We start from the raw sequence: 16970 nt of genomic DNA, 5'->3' as shown, positions 1-16970 counted from the left end.
CCTGAATCAGATCGCCTTCGCCGGGCGGCGCATGGCCGAATAGGTAAGCAGCATCGAGGCGAGATAAAGCAGCAGGAAGACGATGTTGAGCGACAGGACCAGATTGGCCGTGTCGGGGATGGTGGTCAGCACATAAGTGAGCAGAACCGCCTTCAAGCCGGCGAGCAGGCCGAGATTGATCGCCCGCACCGCCGTCTGGCCGCGCGCGAAGAGCAGCTCGGCCTGATATTCGACGAGGTTGCGCAAGCCCGGCACGCAGACCGCGAGAGCCACCAGCGGCGCTGCCTCGGCGACATTCCTGCCGAGCGCGTTTGGGAAGAAGTGGAGCACGATGCCGAGCGACACGAGCGCGAGTGTCGAGACCAGGAATACGCCGCCTTCGATGCCGCTCTTGACCGCCAGCCGCGACAACAGCTCCGGCGCCCGCATCATGCGCTGCACCAGCATCATCGAGAAGGTGCGGATCGGGATCGCGGTGAGATCGACCAGCCGCATGATGATGGCGTAGATGCCGGCCAGATGCGGCCCGCCGATCGACAGCACCAGCAGCTTGTCGAACTCCATCTGCAGATAGAACAGCACTTCGGAGCCGGCGACATAGATGGAATCGGCGAGCCGCCTGAAATAGAGCTCGGTGCGCAGCCGCAGCCGCTGGCGCGGATAAAAGAAGACGAAGGCGACGACGAGCGAGGCGGCATTGGCGCCGATATAGAACAGCGACCAGACGCCGATCGTGTGCCGCGCGCCAAGCATGAACAGGATCGCGCCGACTGCCCTGAGCGCCGTCGCCAGGATGGCGAGCACGGCCGCCCGCCCGAACTTGCCGAGCCCGTTGTTGACGATCAGCGCCACTTCGACCGGTCGCCACAAAAGCGCCTCGGCGAAGACGACAGCGGCGAAGGCCGATAGCGGCACAGTGCCGGCGAAGAAGATCAGATAGACGCCGTAGGACGCAGCGGCGAGGAACGGCAGCGACAGGACGCCGAGAAGCAGGAAACCGGCGGTGAACGTGCCGATCAGGTTGGGGCGGATGGTGGCGGTGCGGTAGAGCGCCGAGATGAAGCCGAAGGCCAGGATGCGCGACAGCATGATGCCGGCGGCCGAGGCGGTTGCGAACATGCCGAATTCCGCGATCGAAAGCGTGTTGGCCAAAGCGATGAAATAGGCGAGCGAAAACACCAGCCGACCGCCGGCGCCGCTGATCGCAGAGAAATAATCGAATACCAGTTTCCGGCGGGTGGCCACGAAGTGGCCGATCCGCGCGAAGCTCCGCACTTGCGGCATGTCGCTGGCCTGGGTCATACCCGGGCGATAGATAGGCTGCAAAGTTTAACGCGGCGTTCTGGCGGCCGTCCCGGCGGCCTGAAATGCGGTGAACAGGGGCGAAAACTGTGCCCGCCGAGGCGCAAAATTAACCGTTTGTTTCCTATGCCTGTTTAGCGTGGCTTAACGATTGGCCGATCCGCGCGCCCAAGCCGCCAGAGAGCAAGTTCCAGGACAATGGTCGACAGGGATAACCGTGATGACTGGAGGCGCGAGCGTTCTCTGCTCGCGCTCGGCCAAGCGATGCGTGGCGACGACAAGACGGTTTCGATCGGCGACCGGGCCAATTCCTCTTGGCGCGAGGACGCCGCCGCGCGCCATCGCGCCGCGCGTTCCGAGCGCGAAGAAAAGTTGAATCCGCGCCCCGCCGAAATCGGCGGATTTGACCACGATCAGGCGGATCCCGTCGAAACAGGCGACGACCGGGCCGCGTCACTAGGGCAGGGCTACGGGGGCACTGCGGGAGGCCACCAGCCGCAGGCCGCTCCCGAACCTCGTCATGTAGGCCGACCACCCGCTGCCGACGAATCCCAGGAATGGAAACCGCTGATCGACCCGGTGCAGGTGATTGGCGGCATCGCTCGCTCCAAAGCGCTGATCCTGTCCTCCACCATCCTGGGCGCCGCGCTTGGCATAGCCCTCGCGCTATCGACGCCGAAGAAATACGAAGCTACGACCGAGCTAACCATCGAGCCGGGCGACCTGAAACTTGCCGAACGCGATCTCACCCAATCGGTGGGTGAGCCCGACGCGGCATTGGCCGTTGTCGAAACCCGCATCAAGATGGTCACATCAGGCAAGGTTCTTGACGAGGTCGTCAAGGAGCTCAACCTCGTCAACGACCCGGAATTCAACGGTCAGGGGTCTGGTGGCCTCGGCGTCACGTCGTTCCTGCGCTCGATGATTTCGCGGGATGACCAGCCGGCCGGCAGCGACGAGATTCGCCGCCAGGCGCTGGCCGTCGGCAATCTGGCCGACAGCCTGTCGGTCGAGCGCACCGGCAAGACTTTTGTCATCTCCATCAGCGCCACCACGCGCAATGGCGAGAAATCGGCAGAGATAGCTAACACGACGAGAGACGTCTTCCAGCGGGAGATCGGCAACTACCAGTCAGAAATGGCCGGACGTGCGACGAGCGCGCTGACGTCGAAGCTCGATGAGCTGCGCAAGGGCGTCGAGACGGCCGAACGCAACGTCGAGGATTTCAGGGCGACGCACGACCTTGTCGACGCGCAGGGCCACCTGATCAGCGACGACCAGATGTTGAAGCTCAACGAGCAGCTTTCCGTCGCCCGCGCCCGCACGCTCGAGCTGAACGCCCGCGCCGCCTCGGCACGCTCGCTGAACGTCAACTCGGTCCTCAGCGGCACGCTGCCGGAAGAGATCAACTCCAACATGATGAGCGAGCTGCGCTCGCAATATGCGTCGCTGAAGCAGGAAGCCGACCGCGCCGCGATCAAGTTCGGACCGCGTCATCCTGAGTTGCAGGCGCTAAACGCCCAGCTTGCCGGCGCGCGCGAACGCATCACCGCGGAGCTGCAGCGCATCGCGTCCTCGCTGCAGATCGACCTGAAGCGCTCCGTTCAGCTCGAGCAGGACTTGTCCTCGCGCCTGGCCCAGGCCAAGGTGCAGAGTGGCGATGTGAACAACAATCTTGTTTCGCTGCGCGAGCTGGAACGCGAAGCCGCCGCCAAGCGCTCGGTCTATGAGCAGTATTTGTTGCGCGCCAAGGAAACCGGCGAGCAAAAGAACGTCAATTCGGCCAACATCAACGTGCTTTCGCCGGCTCAACCGCCGCTGGAAGCCAAGGGGCCGTCGCGTGTCCTGATGGCCTTGGCGGGGCTGTTCGCCGGCCTGTTTGCCGGCATCGGCCTCGGCGCGCTGCGCGGCATCCTTGCCAGCCTGCGCGAGACGGCCAATGCACGCTCGCGTCGCGGGAGTGAAGACCGTCCTTCTGCGCTTGAGAGCAATTCCAATCGGGCCGTCCCACCGGCGCCGCCACCACTCGCCACGCCGCCGGCTTCGCCTGTCGCTCCGCCGCCACCTCCGGCTTTTACACCAGCACCGGCTCCGCCTTTCATGCCGCCTCCGGCTTCATCCTTCACGCCGTCTCCGGCAGCGTCCTTCACACCGCCGCCTGCTTCACCGCCGGTTCCACCACCGGTGTCGACGACTGCACCGGCTCCGGTCAAATCCGTCACGCCGCCGCCGGAACCGGCCAACGATGCCGGCCGTCCCGGGCTTTTCGGCTCGCTTGCCTCGGCGGTTCGCTATTTCGTGCGGCGCGAGCCGGCTGAAACGGTCGATATGGACTCTGTCCCGCCTGAAAGCGCCTGGCGGGCGCCCACCCTGGAAGAACGCTATCCCCGGGCTCAACCATCGGCGCGGGAGAATTTCCGACCGCCATACGAGCAGGGCTATTCCTATTCGTACCGGCCGGACCACGGCCGGACCGATCCCTACGACGATCATTATTCGGCATCGGCGGCATCCTATCATCCGCAGTCGCCGGCCGCCGGCGAGGCCGACCAGCCCCCCGCCGACCAGCCCCCTGCCGGCCAGCAAGGCGAGATCGACGAGATCCGCGCCAGCCTGCGCGAATTTCGCGAGGCAGTGCGCGAGCTGACCGAAAGCCGCACGCGCCGCCGCTATTTCTAAATATCCGTATTTCTGGATGGCTCGCGGTTCGATAAAAGCGGCCGGTTTCGGGTTTACGGCATCCGACGACGCTTTGACGGGATTGCCTTGTCGAATTTTCGTGAAAATGCCGCGCTGCATTCCGGCCGCAAGCGTCTCGCTTTGGCGGATCGACAATGCCGATCGGGGAAATGGGGCCGTGCATCGATGCGGCCTCGAAGCGAAGCTGAGGGTTAGTGATGGCCGAAGTGATTGATGGAAAGCGTGTCGCCGAGGACGTGGTTTCGAAGGTCAAAGCTCTGACCGCGGAGCTGTCGGCCAAAGGAGCCACCAAGCCCGGCCTTGCGGTGGTGATCGTCGGCGAGGATCCGGCAAGCCAGGTCTATGTCGCTTCGAAATCGCGCACCGCCAAGGATTGCGGCTTCCATTCGCTTCAGCATACGCTGCCGGCCGATACCACCGAGGAACAATTGCTGACGATCATCGGCGACCTCAACGCCGATCAGTCGATCCACGGTATCCTGGTGCAACTACCGCTTCCCGGCCATATCGACGCCGGCAAGGTGATCCAGACGATCGCGCCGGAAAAGGATGTCGACGGCTTCCACTTCATCAATGTCGGCAAGCTCGGCACCGGCGAGCTCGACACGGCCTTCGTGCCCTGCACGCCGGCAGGCTCCATGCTGTTGATCGAGCGGGTGCGCGGCAAGGATCTCTCCGGCCTCAACGCCGTCGTCGTCGGCCGCTCCAACATCGTCGGCAAGCCGATGGCCAACCTGCTGCTCGCCGCCAACTGCACGGTCACCATTGCCCACAGCCGCACCAGGGACCTGCCGGCGCTGGCTCGCACCGCTGATATCCTGGTCGCCGCGGTCGGCCGTCCGGAGATGGTCAAGGGCGATTGGGTCAAGCCCGGCGCGACCGTCATCGACGTCGGCATCAACCGCATCCCCGCGCCCGAAAAGGGCGAAGGCAAGAGCCGCCTGGTTGGCGACGTCGCCTATCCCGAAGCGGCCAAGCTCGCGGGCGCCATCACGCCGGTGCCGGGCGGCGTGGGACCGATGACCATTGCCATGCTGATGGCGAACACTGTAGCTTCCGCCTACCTCGCGGCCGGGTTGAAGCGGCCGTCCTTCTGATTTGAGAAAGCCTCGGCATTGCCGAACCTGACCGCTCCCCAGCATTTTGCAGCCAAGTGGAACCACTTGGCGCTGCACAAATGCGGCTGAAATAAAGGGACAGAGCGGGATGCCCCACTCGAACCAGTCGCATCCCGTTCTCGAGCGGCCGATGACGAGCGATCCCGTTCAGGGCGGCCGCCAGTTCGGCTTCCTCTTGGTCGACAAATTCTCGATGTTCTCGCTGGCGGCCGCCATCGACTGCTTCCGCTCGGCGAACCGACTGCTCGGCCGCGATTTCTATGGCTGGACGACGATCTCGGCCGACGGCGACGCGGTCATGGCCTCGAACGGCCTGCCGTTGAAGATCGACTATTCGGTCGCCGACATGCCGCCGGTCGACATCCTGTTCGTTTCGGTCGGCCTCTCCATCGAATTTCCCGGCAAGAGCAAGGTTCTGGCGGCGCTGCGCAGCTGGGGCCGGCGCGGCAATGCGCTCGGCGCCCTGTCGGTCGGCTCTTATCTCCTGGCCGAAGCCGGGCAGCTCGACGGCTATCGCTGCACCATCCATTGGGAGAACCGCGCCGGCTTCATGGAGCGTTTCCCCGACATCAACTGCACCGGCAACGTCTTCGAGATCGACCGCAAGCGTTACACCTGTGCCGGCGGCACCACCTCGATCGACCTGATGCTGGAGATCGTGCGCGGTGATTTCGGCTCCAACCTCGCCAACGGCGTCGCCAACCAGTTCCAGCACGAGCGCATACGCTCGGCCGGCGACCGCCAGCGCGTCGGCCCCGAGCGGGACCTCACCGGCAAGTCGGAAAAGCTGAGGCGCATCGTCGAGTTGATGGCCGATCATCTCGACGAACCGCTGTCGGCGGTGCAGCTCGCCAAATCGGCGGGGCTGTCGGTGCGCCAGGTCGAGCGCCTGTTCCTGCGCCATTTGAGCGTCACCCCCGGCCGCTACTATATGCGGCTGCGGCTCGAACGCGCGCGCGAATTGCTGCGCCAGACCAACATGCCGATCCTCGACGTGGCGATCGCCACCGGCTTCACCTCGCATTCCTATTTCGCGCAGAGCTACCGGCTGCAGTTCGGCCGTCCGCCATCGGAAGAGCGGCGCACCACTTATTGAGTGACTCGCCGGCCTTCGGACTTGTCTCCGAATGCCGCCTCAAATAGCTTTCGCAACGCGGACGAGGGTTGCTCTCAGGAGATTTCCATGGCGGGACTGATACGGAGCGTCGCTGCGGCGCTCCTGCTTTTGTCGATGACCAGTTTCGGCTTTGCCGCCAACAAGGTCATCATCATCCTCGATGCATCAGGCTCGATGTGGGCCCAGATCGGCGGCAAGCCGAAGCTGGAGATCGCGCGTGAATCGCTGCGCACGGTGCTGCAGTCGGTTCCCGCCGACGACGAGATCGGCTTCATGGCCTATGGCCATCGCACCAAAGGTAGTTGCGACGACATCGAGCTGATCGTGCCGCCGCAGGCCGGTTCAGCCAGCGCCATCTCGTCAGCAGCCGACAGCATGAAATTCCTCGGCAAGACGCCGCTCACCGCCGCCGTCAAGCAGGCGGCGGAAGCGCTCAAATACACCGAGGACAAGGCCACCGTCGTGCTGATCACCGACGGGCTCGAGACCTGCGGCGGCGATCCTTGCGCACTCGGCAAGGAGCTGAAGGAAAGCGGCGTCGACTTCACCGCCGATGTCGTCGGCTTCGGCCTGACCGCCGACGAAGGCAAGCAGATAGCCTGCCTCGCCGAAAACACCGGCGGCAAATACATCCAGGCCTCCGACGAGAAGGCGCTGCAGGAAGCCCTGGTCGAGACCGTCGCGGCTTCCGCGCCGGCCCCTGCGCCAGCTCCCGAACCGGCGCCGGCACCCGAGCCCTCCAAGCCTGAATTCAACTTCACGCCGAGCGTGGTCATGGCCGAGGGCGGCGATCCGATTACCGACGGCAATGCCTGGGAGATCTACAAGGCGAAGTCCGACGGCACGCGCGGCGACCAAGTCATGACCGAATATGGCGTGCTCAAGACCAATCTCGAGCCGGGCGACTACCTCGTCGTCGGTCGCGACGACGAGGCAAGGAGCGAGCAGAAGATCAAGATAGAGGCTGGCAAGACCTACAGCCCGTTGTTCACGCTGAACGCCGGCACTTTGGTCATCCATCCGCATGCCAGTCAAGGCTCGGAGATCAGCGGCGAGGCGCGTGTCGACTTCGCCTATCCTGGCGGCAGCACCACGCACTATGGCGACGCCAAGGCGACCGTCCCCGCCGGCGAGCAGAAGGTGACGGTGCAGATCGGCGCCGGCACTGCGACCGAGACCGTCCAGCTTGCAGCCGGGCAGACCGTCGAGAAGGACATCGTCGTCGGCGTCGGTCATGCCGTGCTCAACGCCTACTACACCGCCGGCGGCGACAAGGCCGACAACTCCGGCATCGGCTTCGAGATCGTCAAGGCGAAGAAGAAGATCGACGGCTCGCGTGAAAGCGTGGAGCACTCCTACGGGCCTGACAGCAAGTTCTGGCTGCCGCCGGATGATTATGTCGCGCTCACCACGCTCGACCTTGCCGTCGTCGAACAGCCCTTCAGCATCAAGGCCGGCGACAATCAGGACGTGAAGGTGGCTCTCGGCGCCGGCGTGCTGGCGATGTCGGCGCCCGGCGCCTATTCGATCGAGGTGCTCTCGTCAAAGAAGGATATCGAGGGCAAGCGCAAGTCGCTCGGCCTGACCTATGGTGATAACTGGCAACAGACGATTCCCGCCGGCGACTATGTCGTCGTGCGCCACATGTCCGCTGAAGGCCAGGAGAAGGAAATGCCGGTGACGATCAAGGCCGGCGAGCGGACCGAGATCACCGTTCAGTAGGCGTGGTTAGCGAACGAACGAAAAAGGGCGGCTCCGAGCCGCCCTTTTTCGTAAGGCACATTGGGGAAGACGTCAGGCGTTGCCAAACGCGGCGGCTCCATGATCGGCCCGCCCGACCAACTGCCGGAAGCCCGCGAACAGCTCTCGGCCGAAGCCGAACTCGTTGCCGATGAGGTCGGCGTCGGCCGTGCGGCGCAGCGCGAATTCCGTCCCCGGCACCAGCACTTCCAGCGTGCCGGCATCGGCGTCTAGCCGGATGACATCGCCGTCATGGATCCTGGCGATCGGTCCGTCCTCGACCGCTTCCGGCGTCACATGGATCGCTGCCGGCACCTTGCCGGAGGCGCCCGACATGCGCCCGTCGGTCACCAGCGCGACACGCTGGCCGCGATCCTGCAGGATGCCGAGCACGGTGGTCAGCTTGTGCAGTTCCGGCATGCCATTGGCCTTCGGCCCCTGGAAGCGGATCACAGCGACGAAGTCGCCGGTAAGCTGGCCGGCCTTGAAGGCGTCGTTGAGGCCCTGCTGGCTGTCGAACACCTTGGCCGGCGCCTCGATGACGCGACGTTCGGGCTTGACCGCAGAGGTCTTGATCACGGCATGGCCGAGATTGCCGGCCAGCACTTTCAAGCCACCCGTCGGCTGGAACGCTTTCTTGACCGGCGCCAGCACCTTCTCGTCGCCGCTGTTGAGCGGCGCCGCTTCGCGCACGACGCTGCCGTCATCGCCAAGCCTCGCCTCGACCGCGTAGGGCCGCAGGCCTTCGCCCCACACCGTCTGCACATCCTCGTGCAACAGGCCTTCGTCGAGCAATTCGCGGATCAGGAAGCCGAGCCCGCCTGCCGCGTGGAAGTGGTTCACGTCGGCAAGCCCGTTCGGGTAGACGCGCGCGAGCAGCGGCACGGCCTCCGACAGGTCGGAAATGTCCTGCCAGGTCAGCGCGATGCCGGCGGCGGCGGCCATCGCGATGAGGTGGATCGTATGGTTGGTCGAGCCGCCGGTGGCATGCAGGCCGACCACGCCGTTGACGATCGAGCGCTCGTCAATCATGCGCCCGACCGGAGTATAGGCATTGCCGAGCGCGGTGATCGCCAGCGCGCGCTTTGCCGCTTCCCTGGTCAGCGCGTCGCGCAGCGGCGTGCCCGGATTGACGAAGGAGGCGCCGGGCGTGTGCAGGCCCATGATCTCCATCAGCATCTGGTTCGAATTGGCGGTGCCGTAGAAGGTGCAGGTGCCCGGCCCGTGATAGGACTTGGACTCCGCCTCAAGCAGTTCGGCGCGGCCGACCTTGCCTTCGGCATAAAGCTGGCGGATCCTGGCCTTCTCGTCATTCGCGAGACCGGTCGTCATCGGCCCGGCCGGGATGAAGACGGCAGGCAGATGCCCGAAGGTGAGCGCTGCGATCACCAGCCCGGGCACGATCTTGTCGCAGACGCCGAGGAAGACGGCGGCGTCGAACATGTTGTGCGACAGGCCGATCGCCGCCGCCATCGCGATCACGTCGCGTGAGAACAGCGACAGCTCCATGCCGGGTTGGCCTTGGGTGACGCCGTCGCACATCGCCGGCACGCCGCCGGCGACCTGGGCGATACCGCCTGCCTCGCGCGCGGCTTCCTTGATCAGTGCCGGGAACGTCTCGAAGGGCTGATGCGCCGACAGCATGTCATTGTAGGAGGTGATGATGCCGAGGTTCGGCACGCGGTCGCCCCCGAGCGCGATCTTTTCGGACGGGCTGCACACGGCAAAGCCGTGGGCGAGATTGCCGCAGCCCAGCACCGCGCGGTTGGCGGTGCGGCTGGAAGCCTCCGCGATACGGCCGAGATAGGCTTCGCGGCCGGCCTTCGAACGTTGGCGGATGCGTTCCGTGATGGTTTCGATGTCGCGTCTGGCTGTCATGGTCCGTCCTTTCGAGCCCGGCAACGTCCTCCCTCTGCCGCCGGGCTGTCCTCATCTGAAATCAGGTTGCCCAGAACACCTCTATCGGTCTAGGCGCCGCCTCGATCACTCTGCGGATGGGCTTCTTCGCGCCAGGACCCATCGCGCCGTTGAACGCGGCGCGCTTGTCCTCGCCTTCGATGTGGAGCGCGACGAAGCCGGCGGCGAGGATGCGCGCCATCGACAGCGTGAGCCGCGGCTCGCCCCCGCTTGCCGCATGCACCGGCAGCACGATCCGCCGCGAGGCCGGGTCGAGCAATTCCTCGAGATTGCCGGCATCCGGGAAGAACGACGCCGTATGGCCGTCGCCGCCCATGCCGAGGACCACCACGTCGAGCGGCCAGGGCAGCGCCCGCAGCGCTTCGCTGTCCATCGCCGCTGCATCCTCGATGCTCGCCGCCTCGTGGTAGAGCGGTACGAAGCGCGCCGCGGCGGCCTTGTTCTGGAGCAGGTTCGCCGCCACCAGCCCGGCATTCGAACGCGGCGAGGACGGCGGCACGAAGCGCTCGTCGACCAGCGTCACGGTGACTTTGTCCCAGGTGATGGGCGCGGTCGACAGCACGGCGAACAATTTCGCCGGAGTGGTGCCGCCGGACACTGCGAGCAGCGCTGTGCCGCGTTCCGCGATGGCGCTGGTCAACCGGTCTGAGATCTCACCGGCAAGCGCCGTCGCCAGGTGCTGACGGTCGGCAAAGCCGTTCCAGCCGTAGCGGGCTTCGCTCAGTTGCTCTCGTGCCATGTCCGTCCGTCACGTTCGATGAGCGCGATCGAGGCCGATGGCCCCCAGGTTCCGGCGGTATAGCCTTGAGCTTCCTGCCGGGCGCTTTCCCAGGCGTTCTGGATCGGGTCGATCCATTTCCATGCCGCCTCGACTTCGTCGCGGCGCATGAACAGCGTCTGGTTGCCGCGCACCACATCCATGATCAGCCGCTCATAAGCGTCCGGCGCACGGCCTTGGAACGACTGCGCGAAGCTCATGTCGAGCGAGATCTGCCGCAGCCGCATGCCGCCCGGTCCCGGGTCCTTGATCATGATGAACTGCTTCACCCCCTCATCCGGCTGCAGGCGGATGACCAGCTGGTTGGGGAAGATCGGCCCGGCGCTGTCGCCGAAGATGGAATAGGGGATCGGCTTGAACTCGATGACGATTTCCGAGACGCGGGTGGCGAGCCGTTTGCCGGTCCTCAGATAGAAGGGAACGCCGGCCCAGCGCCAGTTGCCGATCTCGGCCTTCACGGCAACGAAGGTCTCGGTATTGCTGTCCTTGCCGAGCTCCTCGACATAGCCCTTGACCGGCCCGCCGGCCGAAGCGCCGGCGCGATACTGACCGCGCACCGTGTGCTTCGGCGCCTCGTTGCCGTTGATGCGCTTCAGTGCCCTCAGCACCTTCAGTTTCTCGTCGCGCACCGCATCGGCGTCCATCGACGACGGCGTTTCCATGGCCACCAGGCAGAGCAGCTGCAGGATGTGGTTCTGCACCATGTCGCGCAACGCGCCCGCCTTGTCGTAGTAGGTGACGCGATCCTCAAGACCAACGGTCTCGGCGACCGTGATCTGAACATGGTCGATCTGGGCGGAGTTCCACAACGGCTCGTAGAGCGCATTGGCAAAGCGCAGCGCCATCAGGTTTTGCACCGTTTCCTTGCCGAGATAGTGGTCGATGCGGAAGATCTGGCTTTCGTGGAAATCGTCACCGACAGCGTCATTGAGCGCCCGCGCCGAGGTGAGGTCGCGGCCGATCGGCTTTTCCAGCACGATGCGCGAGTTCGGCGTGATCAGCTTGTGCTCCTTGAGCTGGTGCGAAATGTCGCCGAACAGCGCCGGCGCCACCGCAAGGTAGAAGGCGCGGATGCGGTCGCTGTCGCCGATTGCTTTCTTCAGCTTGTCGAAGCCGGCGCCAGTGGTTGCGTCCGCCGACACGTAGGAGAGCCTTGCCAGGAATATCTCCAACTCCTTCGGATCGATATCGGCAGGCTTCACATGATCTGATATCGCCTTCTTGGCGAAGCCCTGGAATTCGGCATCGGTCATTTTGGCGCGCGAGGTGCCGATGATGCGCGTCGGCTCGGAGAACTGGTGGCCGCACTGGCGATAGTAGAGCGACGGCAGGAGTTTGCGTTCCGACAGGTCGCCGGTGCCGCCGAAGATGATGAAATCGAAAGGATCGACAGGGATGATCTGGCTGGTCATGGTCAGTCCGATTTGATGCCGATGCCGGCAGCATGGTTGCTATATTCTAATCGATTTAAATTTTCCAGTGCCATGGTGTCACAGGTAGGACCAATCGCTTGCTGTTGCATCCGTCCACCTGTTTGCCGACACTTGCGCCGCCGACAAGCCTGTCGATAAAGCCATGGCTTCCGGCAACGTTCGCGGCCGCACAATAGAACGCGAATGTGACGAAAGCTAAGGGAGATAGTTGCGGAAATCCAATGAGCGGGAAAACCATGCGTCTGGAAAACAAGGTAGCCATCATCACGGGCGCTGCGTCGGGCTTCGGGGAGGGCATGGCGAAGCGCTTTGCCGAAGAGGGCGCGCGCGTGGTCGTCGCCGACCTCAACGCCAGGGGCGCCGAGCGGGTGGCCGAAGAGATCGGCGAGAGCGCCATCTGGACCCAGACCGACGTTTCCCTGCGCTCCGAATTCGACGAGATGGTCTATGCCGCCCGGAGCGCCTTCGGTCGCATCGACATCATGGTCAACAATGCGGGCTTCACCCATCGCAACGGCGATATGCTCGGCGTCGATGAGGAAACCTTCGATCTGATCACCGCCGTCAACATGAAGGCGATCTACCACGCGGCGCTTGCCGTCGTGCCGATCATGGACCGCCAGGGCGGCGGCGTCATCCTGACCACGGCCTCCACGGCCGGGCTTCGGCCGCGGCCGGGTCTGACCTGGTACAACGCCTCCAAGGGCTGGGCGATCACCGCCACCAAGTCGATGGCCGTCGAGCTGGCGCCGAAGAACATCCGCGTCAACTGCCTCTGCCCGGTCGCCGGCGAGACCGGCATGCTGGAGAAGTTCATGGGCGCCGACACGCCTGAGATCCGCGAAAAGTTCCGCGCCTCGATCCCGCTCGGACGGCTCTCGACACCGCTCGACATCGCCAACGCGGCGCTGTGGCTGGCCTCGGATGAAGCCGCCTTCATCACCGGCGTGGCGCTGGAGGTCGATGGCGGGCGTTGTATCTGAGCCGCTCCAGGAAGCACATCGCGGGTTTCCGCTCCTGGTTGCGGTGAACGAATGGATTGGCGCCGGCCGAGCTCCGGTTTGACTTGATGTTCCGCCGAAGGAATAACGGATCGGGGTAGGGGAACTGGCGGGTGGTTAAGGTCAGGCTGCGCGAAATTGGCAACGACCTCGGCTGGCGATTGCGTCGCTATCGGGCAGAGCGTGCGCGTGCGCGAAGCAAGGCGACCTTCATCGGCATAACCGGCAGCTCCGGCAAATCAACGGCAACGAGCTTGCTTGGTCATATCCTGGCCAGTCACGGCACGGTCCATACCCAAGTTCTAGCCAACACGCTCAAGGCACTTGTCCGCACGCTCTACAAGCGGATGAAACGTGCGGGCAAGGTCGACTATGTCGTCTTCGAAGCCGGCGCGTTTGAGCCCGGCTCTATCCGGTCGATGGCGGAGATGCTGAAACCGGACGTAGCGGTCGTAACGATGGTCAGGCTGGAGCACGTCACTCAATTCCGGACCCTGGATGCTGTCGCCCAGGAAAAGAGAGCGCTGGTTGAGGCGTTGTCGCCGGGCGGACTCGCGATCTTGAACGCCGACGACCCGCATGTGCTTGATATGGCTTCGGGCGCAAGGTGCCGCGTGGCGACTTTCGGTCAGTCGGAAGCCGCGGACTATCGTGTAACAGACATCCATGCCGCCTATCCGGACCTGCTCAGATTTTCACTTCGCTGGCACGGCGGCGACATAGGCATGCAGACACGATTTCCTGGCGAGCACTTCTGGCTGCCGGCGGCGGCCGCCGCCGTCACGGCGCTGGAACTTGGCGTCCCACCGGAGAAAATCGCCGCAAGGACAGCATCCTTCGAACCCCTGGCCAACCGCTGCGCGGTGCTGGTGACCGATCGGGGTCCACAATTCATAGTCGATGCCGCCAAAGCGCCCTGGCATTCGCTGAATATTGCGTTCGAGATGATGGCCAAAGCCAAGGCCGTTCGCAAACGGATCGTCGTCGGACAGATTTCCGACTACACCGGTTCGTCGAGAAAGTATGGCGCTGCTTACGGTATCGCGCGCGACGTCGCCGACGAGGTCATCTATACCGGCGACAATGCCCACCGCTCACGCGCCAGCCAGGCGGATCGGGACAGTGGCCGTTTCATCGAGCTTCGCACCCCGAAGGAAGTCTCCGATCATATCAAGCAGACGGCTGTCCCCGGAGAACTGATCCTGCTGAAGAGCTCCGGCAATCTTCATCTGGAGAGGGTCGCGCTTGCCTGGACGCACGATGTCAGATGCTGGATACCAGCGTGCGGCAAGAAGGAAGGGTGTTCCACATGCGGCCTCTACGAAGTGCCGTTCGAGGAACACAAGTCCTTCCTGGCAAATCGCCGGCTTGCACGCAGAAGACGCCGTTTCGGATGGCTGCTTGGCCTCACGCGCCGGTCTTGACGTAGCTTTTGTAGACCCAGCCGTGCTTGCCGTTATAGACGATCTCGCACCATTTCTTACAATTCATCACCTGCACCGCTGCCTTGGCCGGCACCGTGGTGATTGCGGCGGCACCTTTCTTCGGGCCGGAGCGCATGGTCACGGCCCTCAAAACGCGCCCGTTTGCGGCCGCGCTGGCTTTTTGAGCTTTCGGCTCAGGCTGCGCCGAGCTGTCCGTCGCTGCCGGCTGCGTATCTGGAACCTGCGGCTTGGCTTCGGGAATGGCGGCGGTTTGGGCGCCATCCATCGTGTCGCCCGGCTTCTTCGCTGCCGCTGCTGTCTCGCTGGCGGAACCGGTGACCTGCGACAGCGCGTGCGCGGCGTCGTTCTCGGCATCGGCCTCGGCAAAGGCGGTATCGGTCGATTGCGCGGGGGCCGCGCCGGCGGCCTGCTTGGATGGAGCTGGCTGGTTCTCGGCAGGGGCAGGTGGCGTCTTGGCGTCGGGAGCCGTCCAGCGGGGGTTGTTTGATGCCAGGGCCGGAATATTGGCTTCGCGGGCCGCCGTCGTGGGCGTTACCGCGTCTCCCTTGCGCGCGGCCTGCGGCGCCGTCGCCACGGTCACCGCCGCTGCCGCCGGAGCGACTTTCGTGGTCTTCACCGGAATCGCCGGAACGGTCTGCTCGGCACTCGCCGCGGCCACTTGCCGGTCGCTGCCCGGAAAGCATAGCCATAGCGCCACCGCGGCCACGCCGATCAGCGCGGCGGTGCCGACCGCTGCAATGACCAGATGCGCGTTCGACTGTACCTTCTGCCAGAAGGATGGCCGTACGTTATAGCCGAACTGCATTGTGAAGCGCTGCCGTTCCGGCGCGCCGAAACTGAAGGGCTCGTTCACTCAAACCACCTCCAACAAGCGGGCCGACGTTCTTTCGATCATTGCCGTAAGGATCGGCTTCGATCGGCATCGGTCCCTAAATCACTGCGGACAAAGCCCGCGAAATCCCCGGATTTTCGCCCATGATCGCACCTTTTACTGCTGATTATGGCATGAGTGAGCCAAATTGCGAAATTCCGCGCGCTTGTTAACGCTTTCACAATCTGCCGCGTGGAAGCCGCCGGCGTCGAATCGGCGGCTTCGGCTGGGCAGCCAGCTTCAGATCCTGTCACGCAACGCGAACCAGTTCAGCGCCAGGAACAAGAGCGGCGCGCGCAAACGCCGGCCGCCTGGGAAGGCGGGGATTTTCAGATCCTCGATCAGTTTCAAGCGGTCGCGATTGCCGGCAACGGTCTCGGCATAGAGCTTGCCGAAGAAGTTCGACAGCATGACGCCGTGGCCGGAATAACCGCCCATCGAAATCACTTTCGGCATCACTTCGCGCACGAACGGCTTTCGCGGCACCGTGATGCCGACATAGCCGCCCCAACCATGCGTGATCTCGACATCCTTAAGGTCGGGGTAGAGTTCGGCGATCTGCCTTCGGATGTGAATATGGATGTCCTTCGGATCGTTGACGGCATAGATCTCGCGGCCGCCGAACAACAGTCGGCCGTCCTTCGACTTGCGGAAATAGCGCACCACGAAGCGGGAATCGTCGACCGACTCGCCGCCCGGCAGCACCTTGGAAGTGGCGCCGAGCGGCACCGTCGCGCCGATGAAAGAGCCGATGGGCATGATGTGCGCCGCACTCACCGGCTCCAGATTGCCGCCATAGGCATTGACCCCGACCAGGCATTTGTCGGCTGTGATCGTGCCCCTGGGCGTCGTGACCGTCACCTTGCCGCCATTGGAAACGATGCCGGTGGACGGCGTCTGCTCGAACAGATGCGCGCCGGCGGCGGCCGCCACTTTCGCCGTGCCGATCACTAGTTTCAGCGGGTGGATGTGCCCCGTGCCGGTGTCGCGCGTGCCGCCGAAATAACGTGTCGAGCCCAGCCTTTCCGCGGTTTCCGCCGCGTCCATGAAGCTTATATGCGGGTAGTCGAAGCGGCTCGCCATGATCTCGGCGTGGCGCCTGTAGTCGTCGACATAACGCCGCTTGTGCGCCACCGAAAGCTGACCCGGCATATAGTCGATGTCGATCGCGTTGGCGGCGGCGAAGTCCAGCAGATGCGCCTTGGCTTCTTCGGCCAGGTCGAACAGCGCCTTGGCGCGGGAAAGGCCGTATTCGGCTTCCAATTCCTCCGCCCAGGCGCGCTGGCCGGTGCCGAGCTGCCCGCCATTGCGCCCCGACGCGCCATCGCCGAAGCGATAGGAATCGATCAGCACGACATCCGCGCCGGCCTTCGCCAAATGCGCGGCTGCCGACAAGCCAGTGAAGCCGCCGCCGATGATGACGACGTCGCAAATACGGTCGCCGTCGAGAACCGGATATTCAGGCCGGGATCCGACCGTGTCCTCATACCAGGAACGACCGGGGGAGATGGGGGATTGGTAGGACATGGTGCTCGGGAGTAGGGGGAG

12 protein-coding genes are annotated in these 16970 nt (G+C 64.3%); 6 read left to right on the top strand and 6 right to left on the bottom strand.

The features are described 5' to 3' along the window. Nucleotides 1-6 precede the first annotated feature (6 nt). Entirely contained in the window at nt 7-1302 is a 1296-nt protein-coding gene (locus tag LB520_RS28490; protein ID WP_224640153.1) for a lipopolysaccharide biosynthesis protein, read from the bottom strand. 198 nt (nt 1303-1500) lie between these two features. Between LB520_RS28490 and LB520_RS28485 the strand changes: the two genes are divergently transcribed. The 4 genes from LB520_RS28485 (at nt 1501) to LB520_RS28470 (ending at nt 7959) form a co-directional block, all read left to right on the top strand. After that, nucleotides 1501-3981, top strand: a complete 2481-nt coding sequence (locus LB520_RS28485; RefSeq protein ID WP_224640152.1) for a GumC family protein — start codon at nt 1501-1503, stop codon at nt 3979-3981. Nucleotides 3982-4199: 218 nt separating this feature from the next. Continuing rightward, complete coding sequence (gene folD / locus LB520_RS28480; protein WP_224640151.1) at nt 4200-5099, top strand: bifunctional methylenetetrahydrofolate dehydrogenase/methenyltetrahydrofolate cyclohydrolase FolD; 900 nt, start codon at nt 4200-4202, stop codon at nt 5097-5099. A gap of 109 nt (nt 5100-5208) precedes the next feature. Next, complete coding sequence (locus LB520_RS28475) at nt 5209-6216, top strand: GlxA family transcriptional regulator (RefSeq protein ID WP_224532557.1); 1008 nt, start codon at nt 5209-5211, stop codon at nt 6214-6216. An 87-nt stretch (nt 6217-6303) separates the two neighbouring features. Beyond that, nucleotides 6304-7959, top strand: a complete 1656-nt coding sequence (locus LB520_RS28470) for a vWA domain-containing protein (RefSeq protein ID WP_224640150.1) — start codon at nt 6304-6306, stop codon at nt 7957-7959. 72 nt (nt 7960-8031) lie between these two features. Here the strand turns inward: LB520_RS28470 and edd are convergent, their stop codons facing one another. The 3 genes from edd to zwf form a co-directional block, all read right to left on the bottom strand. Continuing rightward, nucleotides 8032-9855, bottom strand: a complete 1824-nt coding sequence (gene edd, locus LB520_RS28465) for a phosphogluconate dehydratase (protein WP_224640149.1) — start codon at nt 9853-9855, stop codon at nt 8032-8034. Nucleotides 9856-9916: 61 nt separating this feature from the next. Then, nucleotides 9917-10633, bottom strand: a complete 717-nt coding sequence (gene pgl / locus LB520_RS28460; protein WP_224640148.1) for a 6-phosphogluconolactonase — start codon at nt 10631-10633, stop codon at nt 9917-9919. Beyond that, on the bottom strand, nt 10615-12084 hold the full coding sequence (gene zwf, locus LB520_RS28455) for a glucose-6-phosphate dehydrogenase (RefSeq protein WP_095765640.1): 1470 nt from the start codon (nt 12082-12084) through the stop codon (nt 10615-10617). The genes pgl and zwf overlap by 19 nt, the downstream gene beginning before the upstream one ends. A 257-nt stretch (nt 12085-12341) precedes the next feature. On the opposite strand from zwf, the gene LB520_RS28450 reads away from it, so the two are divergent. Continuing rightward, on the top strand, nt 12342-13088 hold the full coding sequence (locus tag LB520_RS28450) for an SDR family oxidoreductase (protein WP_224640165.1): 747 nt from the start codon (nt 12342-12344) through the stop codon (nt 13086-13088). Between the two features lie 131 nt (nt 13089-13219). Further along, on the top strand, nt 13220-14530 hold the full coding sequence (locus LB520_RS28445; protein WP_224640147.1) for a Mur ligase family protein: 1311 nt from the start codon (nt 13220-13222) through the stop codon (nt 14528-14530). On the opposite strand, the gene LB520_RS28440 is transcribed toward LB520_RS28445, so the two are convergent. Next, a complete protein-coding gene (locus LB520_RS28440; protein WP_224601020.1) occupies nt 14514-15404 on the bottom strand; it encodes an SH3 domain-containing protein in 891 nt (296 codons plus the stop codon). The two genes, LB520_RS28445 and LB520_RS28440, sit on opposite strands and share 17 nt — an antisense overlap. A 258-nt stretch (nt 15405-15662) precedes the next feature. Beyond that, the gene (locus LB520_RS28435) at nt 15663-16949 is read right to left on the bottom strand and encodes an NAD(P)/FAD-dependent oxidoreductase (protein ID WP_224640164.1); all 1287 of its coding nucleotides are present in this window, start codon (nt 16947-16949) and stop codon (nt 15663-15665) included. Between the last annotated feature and the right edge of the window lie 21 nt (nt 16950-16970).

It is taken from the genome of Mesorhizobium sp. CA12, from assembly GCF_020165255.1.
GTDB lineage: Bacteria > Pseudomonadota > Alphaproteobacteria > Rhizobiales > Rhizobiaceae > Mesorhizobium.
Note: the sequence above shows the minus strand (reverse complement) of the source record. Positions and strands in the feature narration are given on the sequence as shown.

What these genes read in the sequence shown, in the direction of transcription:
- LB520_RS28490 (WP_224640153.1), bottom strand. Translation starts at nt 1,302, where the DNA reads ATGACCCAGGCCAGCGACATGCCGCAAGTGCGGAGCTTCGCGCGGATC.
- LB520_RS28485 (WP_224640152.1), top strand. Translation starts at nt 1,501, where the DNA reads ATGGTCGACAGGGATAACCGTGATGACTGGAGGCGCGAGCGTTCTCTG.
- folD (WP_224640151.1), top strand. Translation starts at nt 4,200, where the DNA reads ATGGCCGAAGTGATTGATGGAAAGCGTGTCGCCGAGGACGTGGTTTCG.
- LB520_RS28475 (WP_224532557.1), top strand. Translation starts at nt 5,209, where the DNA reads ATGCCCCACTCGAACCAGTCGCATCCCGTTCTCGAGCGGCCGATGACG.
- LB520_RS28470 (WP_224640150.1), top strand. Translation starts at nt 6,304, where the DNA reads ATGGCGGGACTGATACGGAGCGTCGCTGCGGCGCTCCTGCTTTTGTCG.
- edd (WP_224640149.1), bottom strand. Translation starts at nt 9,855, where the DNA reads ATGACAGCCAGACGCGACATCGAAACCATCACGGAACGCATCCGCCAA.
- pgl (WP_224640148.1), bottom strand. Translation starts at nt 10,633, where the DNA reads ATGGCACGAGAGCAACTGAGCGAAGCCCGCTACGGCTGGAACGGCTTT.
- zwf (WP_095765640.1), bottom strand. Translation starts at nt 12,084, where the DNA reads ATGACCAGCCAGATCATCCCTGTCGATCCTTTCGATTTCATCATCTTC.
- LB520_RS28450 (WP_224640165.1), top strand. Translation starts at nt 12,342, where the DNA reads ATGCGTCTGGAAAACAAGGTAGCCATCATCACGGGCGCTGCGTCGGGC.
- LB520_RS28435 (WP_224640164.1), bottom strand. Translation starts at nt 16,949, where the DNA reads ATGTCCTACCAATCCCCCATCTCCCCCGGTCGTTCCTGGTATGAGGAC.